Source organism: Pontibacter sp. HJ8, from assembly GCF_054824225.1.
Genome location: NZ_JSYF01000321.1, coordinates 1 through 9,234, shown reverse-complemented (window position 1 = coordinate 9,234; position 9,234 = coordinate 1). Strand labels below are relative to the sequence as shown.

Here is a 9,234-nt window from a genome sequence, read left to right as displayed (position 1 = left end):
GCCGGCGAGAAGCTGAGCTTCCAGTACCGCAACGCTTCCCTAATCTGTTATGAGCCTGCCTGGCTGATGATCGATAATGTCGTGTATGGCTTTGAAGGACCGATCGATGGGAAAAAGCTGCAGCCTTTCCTCAATAAAAAATTTATCGTTATTCCGCGTACGGTAGAAGAGAGCTATTACCGCAAATTCGTAACGCCCCTGGTCGAGTCTTTTGATGTATTTGCGACGGGATTTGATATAAAATATGAAAAATTTACCCCGAGCCCTTTCCTTACTTTTTCGGAAATAAAGGCGGCGGATGCCCCTGCGCTGTTGAGTCCCAAAAGCACAGAAACAGCAAAGGCTGAGCGCAACGGGCGAGCCGACAAAATACTCTTCAACCTCGCCTTCAAGTATGGCGATTACCTGGTGGATACGCAGGAAACCAAGCGCGTGAGTGTAAGCATGGAAAAGACGCAGGATTCCTATGTGTTCCACCGGCTGATACGCGATGCCAGCTACGAAAAAGAGCATGTGAAGGAGCTGGCAAAACGGGCGCTGGAAGTAAAGAACGGGCAGGCTGTGCTGGAAAAGAGTGCTGCTTTCTCCTGGCTCAACCACAACCTGCAGGAGCTCGAAAGCCTTGGCTATACGGTACAGCAGTCCGAAGAAAGTGGGAAGAACTACTTTATCGGCGAAATTTCCGTCAACGTAGGCATCACTGAAAACAACGATTGGTTTGATATTTACGGAACTGTACGCTTCGGGGAGTTCGAAATTCCTTTTATCAAACTCAAGCACCACATCCTGACCCGCAACAACGAGTACCTGCTGCCCAACGGGCAGGTAGCAATTATACCCGAAGAGTGGTTTACGCAGTACATTGAGCTGTTCGCTTTTTCGGAGGGAGAGCAGCAACTCACCCTCCGCAAGCACCACATGGCGCTCGTAAACGACCTGCAGAACGGCAACCTGGCGCAGGTCACCATGAGCCGGAAACTGGAGAAGCTGCGAGAATTTGACGCCATTGAAGACCAGCCGATGCCGGCAGGCTTCCGGGGCGAGCTGCGTCCTTACCAGAAGGCAGGGTATAACTGGCTGCATTTTGTGAAAGATTACAAGTTTGGCGGCTGCCTGGCCGATGACATGGGCCTGGGCAAAACGGTGCAGACGCTTGCTATGCTGCAGCATCGCAAAGAGAACGGAGCAGAGTCGGCCACCCTGCTGGTGATGCCTACCTCGCTTATTTACAACTGGCTCAACGAAGCCCAGAAATTTACGCCCCAGCTGCGCATCCTCACCTATACCGGTACCTACCGCGACAAGAATGTAGAGCGCTTCAGTGACTATGATCTGATCCTGACCTCGTACGGCATCGTGCGACTGGATGCGGAGCTGCTCAAGACGTATTATTTCGACTATGTGATACTCGATGAGTCGCAGGCGATCAAAAACCCGGACTCCAATACGTCCCGCTCGGTGAGGTCGCTAAAATCGCGGCACCGCCTGATCCTGACGGGCACCCCGGTCGAGAACAGCACCATGGACCTGTGGTCACAGATGTCTTTCATCAACCCGGGCCTGCTGGGGAATCAGCACTTCTTCCGCAAAGAGTTCCTGAAGCCCATCGAGAAGGAGAAGGACGAGCAGAAAACGCGCCGGCTGCACGCACTCATCAAGCCCTTTATCCTGCGGAGGCACAAGTCGCAGGTAGCAAAGGAGTTGCCTGCCAAGATCGAGCAAACCACCTTCTGCAAAATGACCGAGGAGCAGGAGCATGCCTACGAGGAGACCAAATCCTATTACCGCAACAAGATCCTGACCAACCTGGAAGAAAAAGGGCCGGGCAACACACAGTTCATGCTCCTGCAGGGCCTTATGAAGCTTCGGCAGATTGCCAACCATCCTTTTATGACGGACCCGACCTACGAAGGAGAGTCAGGTAAGATGAAAGAGGTGGTACGCATGACTCGGAATGTAGTCGGGAAAGGGCACAAGGTGTTGATATTTAGTCAGTTTGTAAAACACCTGGAAATAATCCGGCAGGCGCTCGATGAGAAAGAGATCACATATGCCTACCTGGATGGCAACACCAAAAACCGGCAGCAGCAGGTAGAGCTGTTCCAGAACGATGCGCAGATTCAGGTATTCCTGATCTCGCTGAAAGCCGGCGGTGTGGGGCTCAACCTGACAGCCGCGGATTATGTGTTCATCCTGGACCCCTGGTGGAACCCGGCCGTAGAAGCACAAGCTATCGACCGGGCACACCGCATCGGGCAGCAGAACACCGTGTTCACCTACAAGTTCATTACTAAAGAAACCGTGGAGGAGAAGATACTGGCCTTGCAGAACCGCAAGATACAGCTGGTAACCGACCTCATCAGTACCGATGAAACGATCATCAAGAGCCTGACCAAAGACGACATCGACAGCCTGCTGAGTTAAACTTAATTGTTAAATGTTTGAATGGTTAAATTGTTGATTCATAGAAAGTATAAAAGCCGCTGCAGGTATACCCGTAGTGGCTTTTTTGTAGGTAGGTATAACTTTAGGACCAGGAAGAGGTTAATAACAGAAGGGCACACAAACAATACAACCATTTAACAGTGTAGCCATTCAGCCATTTACTTCCATGCGCCTTCACCTCAAAACAGCAGTACAGCAGGAATACCTTAGTGTCTTCCAGGCCTTCGATGAGCAGTTGTTCCGGAAGCTGGCCCCGCCCTACCCGCGCCTGCAGTTGATGCGCTTTGATGGCAACGAGCCCGGTGATGTGGTAGAAGTGGCGTTGCAGACAGGTATAAAGTCCTTCCGATGGACCAGCCGGATCTCCCAGCGAAGTATAACGGATGAGGAGGCATACTTTGTGGATGAAGGCCAGGTGCTGCCTCCTCCCCTGCGGCACTGGCAGCACAAGCATCTGGTCACTAAAAACGGCAGTGGTGCTATCATCCACGACATCATCGACTACGAGACCGGTTTCCATCCACTGGATGTATTGCTATACCCGCTCATGCTCGGCGCTTTTGGCATGCGAAAATCTGTGTACAGAAAAGTATTTGGCCAGGTATAGCCCGGGTAGCCAAAACCTTTCCTGTACCCTGTTAGTTAAGAGCAGGAAAAGAAATAAAAGCGTATCTTGAAGTATGACGAAAGCGGCCATCATCGGTTCAGGTATAGGCGGTATAGCCACGGCCATCCGACTGGCGGTGAAAGGGTATGCGGTTACAGTCTTTGAAGGCAGCGACACTTTCGGAGGCAAAATGCAGCAGTTTGACCTGCAGGACTATCGCTTTGATGCCGGTCCTTCGCTCTTTACCATGCCGCACCTGGTCGATGAGCTGTTTACGCTCGCCGGCCGCACCCCTTCCGACTACTTTACCTATACCCGCCTCGACCCGATTACGCACTACTTCTGGCCCGACGGCAGCCGCTTGAAAGCTTACGCGGACCCGGAGGCTTTTGCAACAGAAGCCGAGCAGCAGCTGGGGGTACCCAGACAAGCCGTACAGGATGTGCTCCGCAAGAGTGCCCGCCTCTACACCGGAACCGCCAATACGTTCCTGCACAAGTCGCTGCACCGCCTGGATACCTACCTGAGCACAGATGTGCTCAAAGCGCTGGGATGCCTTTCTGATCTGGGCCTGACCACAACCATGCATGCGGCCAACGCGCAGCAGTTCTCCGATCCGCGCTTCGTGCAGCTGCTGGACCGGTTTGCCACCTACAATGGCTCTGACCCTTACCAAGCACCCGGCACACTCAACCTCATCCCGCACCTGGAGCACAACATCGGGGCTTTTTACCCAAAAGGTGGCATGTATGCCATTGCCAGCAGCCTGGTAAAACTGGCCGAAGAGCTTGGGGTTGTGTTCAGGTATAGCGAGCGGGTAGAGCGGATACGCATCACAGCCAACCAGGTAACAGGTATAGACACCACCAAAGGCAGCTACGATGCAGCGGTTGTGGTCAGCAACATGGATATTGTGCCCACCTACCGCCACCTGCTCCCGGACCAGCCGGCTCCCGAAAAGATCCTGCAGCAGCCCCGCTCCAGCTCTGCCCTCATTTATTACTGGGGTATACAGCGGGAGTTCCCGGAGCTGCACCTGCACAACATCTTCTTCAGCCAGAACTACCAGGAAGAGTTTGAGCACATTTTCAGGCAGAAGCGTATCAGCCAGGATCCTACGGTGTATGTCAACATCACCTCCAAACTGGAGCCGCAGGATGCCCCGGCAGGCAGCGAGAACTGGTTTGTGATGGTAAACGTGCCGCACCACCAGGGGCAAAACTGGGAGGCGCTGATCGATTCGACGCGCGAGGCTGTTCAGAAAAAATTATCGAACATGCTGGGTATACCGATCGCGCCGCTGATACAGGCTGAGCAGGTCCTAGACCCGCTCCTGATCGAGCAAAAAACATCCTCTTTTGCCGGTGCCCTGTATGGCAGCAGCTCCAACAACCGTATGGCTGCTTTTTTGCGGCATCCGAATTTCAGCTCCAAGCTAAAAGGGCTATACTTCTGCGGGGGTAGCGTGCATCCGGGTGGGGGTGTTCCGTTGTGCCTGCTTTCTGCCCGAATCGTAGACAACCTGGTGCCCGCCCCAAACCAGGTAAAAAGCGTATGAACATGCCCGAAACAGCAACGAGCACCGTAGACCAGACTCCGACCGAAAACAGGTATAGCAGGTATAAATTACCGGCAGCAGTAGCCGTGTTGGTCATCTTTCATGCGGTTGGCTTCTGGGGACTGCTCTTCAGCGGAGATCCGGTGTATTTTCAGTCACTCACGCCGCTCAACCTGCTGCTGACCAACTTGCTGCTGTTCAGCTTTCACCGGCGCTGGAATATTGCTTTCCTGGTATTTGCCCTCGTCGTCATGGTCGCAGGCTTTATGGCGGAAGTTGTGGGCGTGCACACAGGTCTGCTGTTTGGGAACTACCGGTATGGCGCATCGCTGGGCGTGCACCTTTGGGAGGTGCCTTTGCTCATCGGGCTGAACTGGCTCATGCTGGTTTATGCGACCGGCCACATCGCCAACTATACCCGGCTGCATTGGTTGCTGAAGGCGGTACTGGGTGGCGTGCTGATGGTGGTGCTGGATTTTTTCCTGGAGCCCGTAGCCATGCAGTTCGACTTCTGGCAATGGAAAGATGATCGTATTCCCCTTTCAAATTTTAGCGGATGGCTGTTGCTGGCTATCCTGCTGCACATCTTTTTTCAGCGGGCCAACTTCTTCAAGCGCAACAGCTTAGCGCCTTTTGTTTACGTTGTCCAGCTTCTTTTCTTTGTCGGTCTCTACCTGTTCCTGCAGGTATAAGTAAGGCGCGCGGCAGCTTGTGTTACGCATCAATTATAATTACTTTTGCATATAATTCCCTGTCATTTTGGGGATTAGGACGGCGTTCCAAAAAATAACGCGGGCATACCATTTACAAAAGGTGAACCTTCACCAGCAATAGTATTACAATGACTTTTTTAGAGACCATTTTAAGCGAGATCCTGCTTGTATTCAAGCAGGACGGTATTGAGGCGAACACAGAGGAGGCGCTTATCAAAAGGCTGGATATACGGCAGAGCACGTACAAGGAGCTCTTCAGCAGCAAAGCAGATATGGTCAAAAAGGTGGTGCTGTTTGATGTGGAGGAACAGAAAAAAGAACTGGCGCAACTCCTTTCCAAAGCCTCTAACCCGGTGGAAGAGATTATGATGCTGCTGCAGAATGGCATCCGTAAAATGAAAGAGGTAAATCCGGTTATGGTGGCAGATATGCAAAAGTACCCCGATGCCTGGGCCGTCACCATGGACTACCTGAGCAATTACTCCCAGCAACTGAATGCAGAGGTCATCAACAAAGGCATCCTGGAGGGATATTTCCGCAAGGACATCAACCTGCAACTGGTGACCAAAATTATTCTCGAGCAATTCTTTATGATGGTGAACCCTGCCGTATTTCCTCCGGAACGCTATGACCTATCCGAAGTCTTCCGAAGCATCTACTTTTATTATGTGCGCGGCATCTGTACCGATGCCGGGGGTAAACTGGCCGAAGAATATTTCTCCAGAAACAACGTGTAAATTTCAGGTATAGCCATACCATAAAACAAGAGCGGCCCGGAATCGAACATTCCGGGCCGCTCTTGTTTTATAGATTACCGGCTTAGTTGATCGATACGCGCACCTTCTTGGTGTATTCGCGCAAAGCCGTTTTAAAATCGGAGCTGTTGTCCTGCATGTGGTTGAGGATCCAGACAGCTGCCAGCACGTGTGTCAGCTGCTCGCCCTCGTCATCCCCTTCTACCTCAATCGCCAGGGGCTGCTCGTCTACGATAGCCGCCTCCGCGGCCATCAGCGCATCGAGTGATTGGGTTTCTACCAGTTTCTTTATTGCGGGTATTTTCATGATATCTAGATAGTCAGTTTAGTGATCAGATCCCGAACAGCTTCTTCTTTGCTGGCCGCCACAGTATCTACCAATTTGCCGCTTTTAAAAATGGCAAAGAAAGGAAGGTTGGTTACACCGGCCAGTTTCCGGGCTTCCGGGCTGGTTTCAGCGTTCACATCCACAAACGCAATATTGGTAAAAGCCTCGTCCTCGGAGAGGCGCTTGAATTTTGGCGAAAACAAACGGCAACTACCGCACCAGTCCGCATAATATTTGACTACCACATTCTGGTTGGAATTCAGTACGTTATCGAAATCATTATCAGTTGCTACTATAACAGCCATAATTTTAGTATTAGAGTTTAAACATCAAATTAGGTGTGAGCCTAATCATACTGGACACAAATTTAAAGATTTTAACCGTAAGATGCAGGCATTTTCGGGCCTAAAGTCAGCTGGCGCGATCCTTTAACTGCTAAGCAGGCCAATTGTTTAGCGCTTTCTCCTGCTTTTTTTGGGCTGGTCGTTGAGGTAGGCGATCAGGTCCATCTTGTCGAAGGTGATGTGCCACATGCCCCGCAGTTCACCCGCCTTGTAATTGATGGCCTTGTCTTCCGGGTACTTTTGCCGGATCAGGGCATGGTCCGCTTCTGTCAGGTCCTGGCCTGGTGTGCCGTGGCAGCTCAGGCAGTTCTCGTTGCGGATGTAGATGGGTGCCGTGTAAAGCAGCTCCCGCTCGTTGAGGGCTACCACCTGCGGCTTTTGCTCCTGCGGGTTGCTATACTTTTGCAGTGCAGCGGCTACAGGGGCATCCGGCTGGTTCTGCGGGTTACGCAACCGGGTGCCGGTGCGGCGTGCTATACCTCCGAACTTATGTTGGAGCGCTTCTACTTCCGCATAGTTTTCGGGCTGGCAATACGGCAGAGCGGCGGCCACGCCTCCCGCTGCCAGCTGCTCTGCCAGGCGTTTGTCCAGCAGTTGCTGCGCCACTACAACGAGGGAATCCCCCGTCTTCAGTGCAGCCTTGAGGATGTCCTGCTGCGTGAGGCGCTTGATCTTATGTCGTTCCAGTTCCTGGGCGATCTCCTTTCCTCCCGCTATCGGTTTTACTTTCACTTCGCAGCCTGAAACTATAAGCGCCAGGATCAGGGTTATAGTTGCAGACAAAGATCGGTAGTTGAACATCTTTTGAAACAAAATTGTAGTAGAATAAACCAGTAATAAAGCAACTCACTTCAACGAGACGGGCAAGACGGCAGACAGTGAGAAGATTTAAAATTTTTGGATCTAATGTCTCAGGTCTTGCTACTTATGTTTTATTACTTAAACGCCAATTTAGTATCTTTGCAGCTTAAAACCATAACAGAACGATGTTAGATAAATTAGAAGCCATTAATCAGCGATTTGAGGAGGTAAGCCAATTACTTATCCAGCCTGATGTGGCCAGTGACATGAAGAAATATAAGTCGCTGAATAAAGAGTACAAAGACCTCGACAAGATAGTAGTTGAATATAAGAAGTACCTGAACATACTGAGCAACATCGATAGCGCCAAGCAGGTGATCGCTACTGAAAAAGATGAGGACTTCCGCGAAATGGCCAAAGAGGAGCTCGATGAGCTGCTGCCACAACGTGATCAGATGGAAGACTTTCTCAAGGAGCTCCTGATCCCGAAAGATCCCAACGACAGCAAAGATATCATCATGGAGATCCGTGCGGGTGCGGGTGGCGATGAAGCTTCTATATTTGCCGGTGACCTGTACCGTATGTATACCCGCTTTGCAGAAAAGATGGGCTGGCGTACCGAACTGATCGATGCCACCGAGGGTACTTCAGGCGGTTACAAGGAAATTATCGTGGGGATGTCCGGCGAGGACGTGTACGGCAAGCTTAAGTTTGAGTCAGGCGTGCACCGTGTACAGCGTGTGCCGGCTACGGAGACACAGGGTCGTATCCATACTTCGGTTGCTTCGGTGGTCGTATTGCCGGAGGTAGAGGAGTTTGACATCGACCTCGACATGAACGATATCCGCAAGGACCTGTTCTGTTCATCCGGCCCGGGTGGTCAGTCTGTGAACACGACTTATTCTGCGGTGCGTCTGACGCACTTACCAACCGGTCTGGTGGCCCAGTGCCAGGACCAGAAATCACAGCTGAAGAACTTTGACAAAGCCCTGGCTGTATTGCGCTCCCGTATCTACGAGCAGGAACTGGCCAAAAAGCTGGAGGCTGAAGGTGCACAGCGTAAAAGTATGGTGGGCAGCGGTGACCGTTCCGACAAGATCCGTACCTACAACTACCCGCAGGGCCGCGTGACCGATCACCGTATCGGGTATACCGTGTACAACCTGCCAGCTGTAATGGATGGTGGCATTGAAGATTTTGTAGAGGAACTGCGTATCGCTGAAAATTCAGAACGCCTGAAAGAAGGTGCAACGGCTTAATCAGCGCATCGCCTGGATGTGATCCGATATTTGGGGATGTAGTGTCGTTTATAGAGCGGCACTACATCCCTTTTTTATGCGATACCTATACCTGCTTATACCTACCTATACCGCAAGTTTGAGCATAGCGGTAACTTGTGGTTGCATATAAGGCCAGTTTGTAGCTGGCGGAACTGATGTTCCAGGTATAGCAACCTGGCATTGTTGTATAGCTTCGCCTGTCCGGCGGGGACCTACTTTTTTTCTTGATAAAAAAAGTAGGCAAAAAATCAAGGACGCTCCAAACTCGCTGAACGCTCGAACAGTGGAGCGCCACAAAGTGCACTTGGCTAATGCTGTTGCTTCGTAGCTTCTGTTGTTAGGATGTCGCTATACCTGTCGGCTTTACCTATCCCTGCCAGCTATACCTGCTCGTGCAGAGATT

The 9,234-nt window shown here is 51.5% G+C and carries 9 protein-coding genes; 6 read left to right on the top strand and 3 right to left on the bottom strand.

Annotated elements, in window-relative coordinates:
- From OB13_RS14170 to OB13_RS14150, 5 genes are all read left to right on the top strand, one after another.
- Positions 1–2,424 (top strand): DEAD/DEAH box helicase (locus OB13_RS14170; RefSeq protein WP_461490823.1); only part of this gene is annotated, 2,424 nt, incomplete at its 5' end.
- A gap of 187 nt (positions 2,425–2,611) precedes the next feature.
- Positions 2,612–3,052, top strand: a complete 441-nt coding sequence (locus OB13_RS14165) for an SRPBCC family protein (protein ID WP_461490822.1) — start codon at positions 2,612–2,614, stop codon at positions 3,050–3,052.
- Positions 3,053–3,125: 73 nt separating this feature from the next.
- Positions 3,126–4,610, top strand: coding sequence for a 1-hydroxycarotenoid 3,4-desaturase CrtD (crtD, locus tag OB13_RS14160; RefSeq protein WP_461490821.1), 1,485 nt, complete (start codon positions 3,126–3,128; stop codon positions 4,608–4,610).
- Between the two features lie 2 nt (positions 4,611–4,612).
- Entirely contained in the window at positions 4,613–5,302 is a 690-nt protein-coding gene (locus tag OB13_RS14155) for a carotenoid biosynthesis protein (RefSeq protein WP_461490820.1), read from the top strand.
- 149 nt (positions 5,303–5,451) lie between these two features.
- On the top strand, positions 5,452–6,060 hold the full coding sequence (locus OB13_RS14150) for a TetR/AcrR family transcriptional regulator (protein WP_461490819.1): 609 nt from the start codon (positions 5,452–5,454) through the stop codon (positions 6,058–6,060).
- Between the two features lie 82 nt (positions 6,061–6,142).
- Here OB13_RS14150 and OB13_RS14145 read toward each other — a convergent pair whose 3' ends face one another.
- From OB13_RS14145 to OB13_RS14135, 3 genes are all read right to left on the bottom strand, one after another.
- A complete protein-coding gene (locus OB13_RS14145; protein ID WP_461490818.1) occupies positions 6,143–6,385 on the bottom strand; it encodes a DUF6952 family protein in 243 nt (80 codons plus the stop codon).
- A gap of 5 nt (positions 6,386–6,390) precedes the next feature.
- Entirely contained in the window at positions 6,391–6,711 is a 321-nt protein-coding gene (locus OB13_RS14140) for a thioredoxin family protein (protein WP_461490817.1), read from the bottom strand.
- A 147-nt stretch (positions 6,712–6,858) separates the two neighbouring features.
- The gene (locus tag OB13_RS14135) at positions 6,859–7,533 is read right to left on the bottom strand and encodes a Tll0287-like domain-containing protein (protein WP_461490816.1); all 675 of its coding nucleotides are present in this window, start codon (positions 7,531–7,533) and stop codon (positions 6,859–6,861) included.
- 203 nt (positions 7,534–7,736) lie between these two features.
- Between OB13_RS14135 and prfA the strand changes: the two genes are divergently transcribed.
- On the top strand, positions 7,737–8,810 hold the full coding sequence (prfA, locus tag OB13_RS14130; RefSeq protein WP_461490815.1) for a peptide chain release factor 1: 1,074 nt from the start codon (positions 7,737–7,739) through the stop codon (positions 8,808–8,810).
- Positions 8,811–9,234 lie beyond the last annotated feature (424 nt).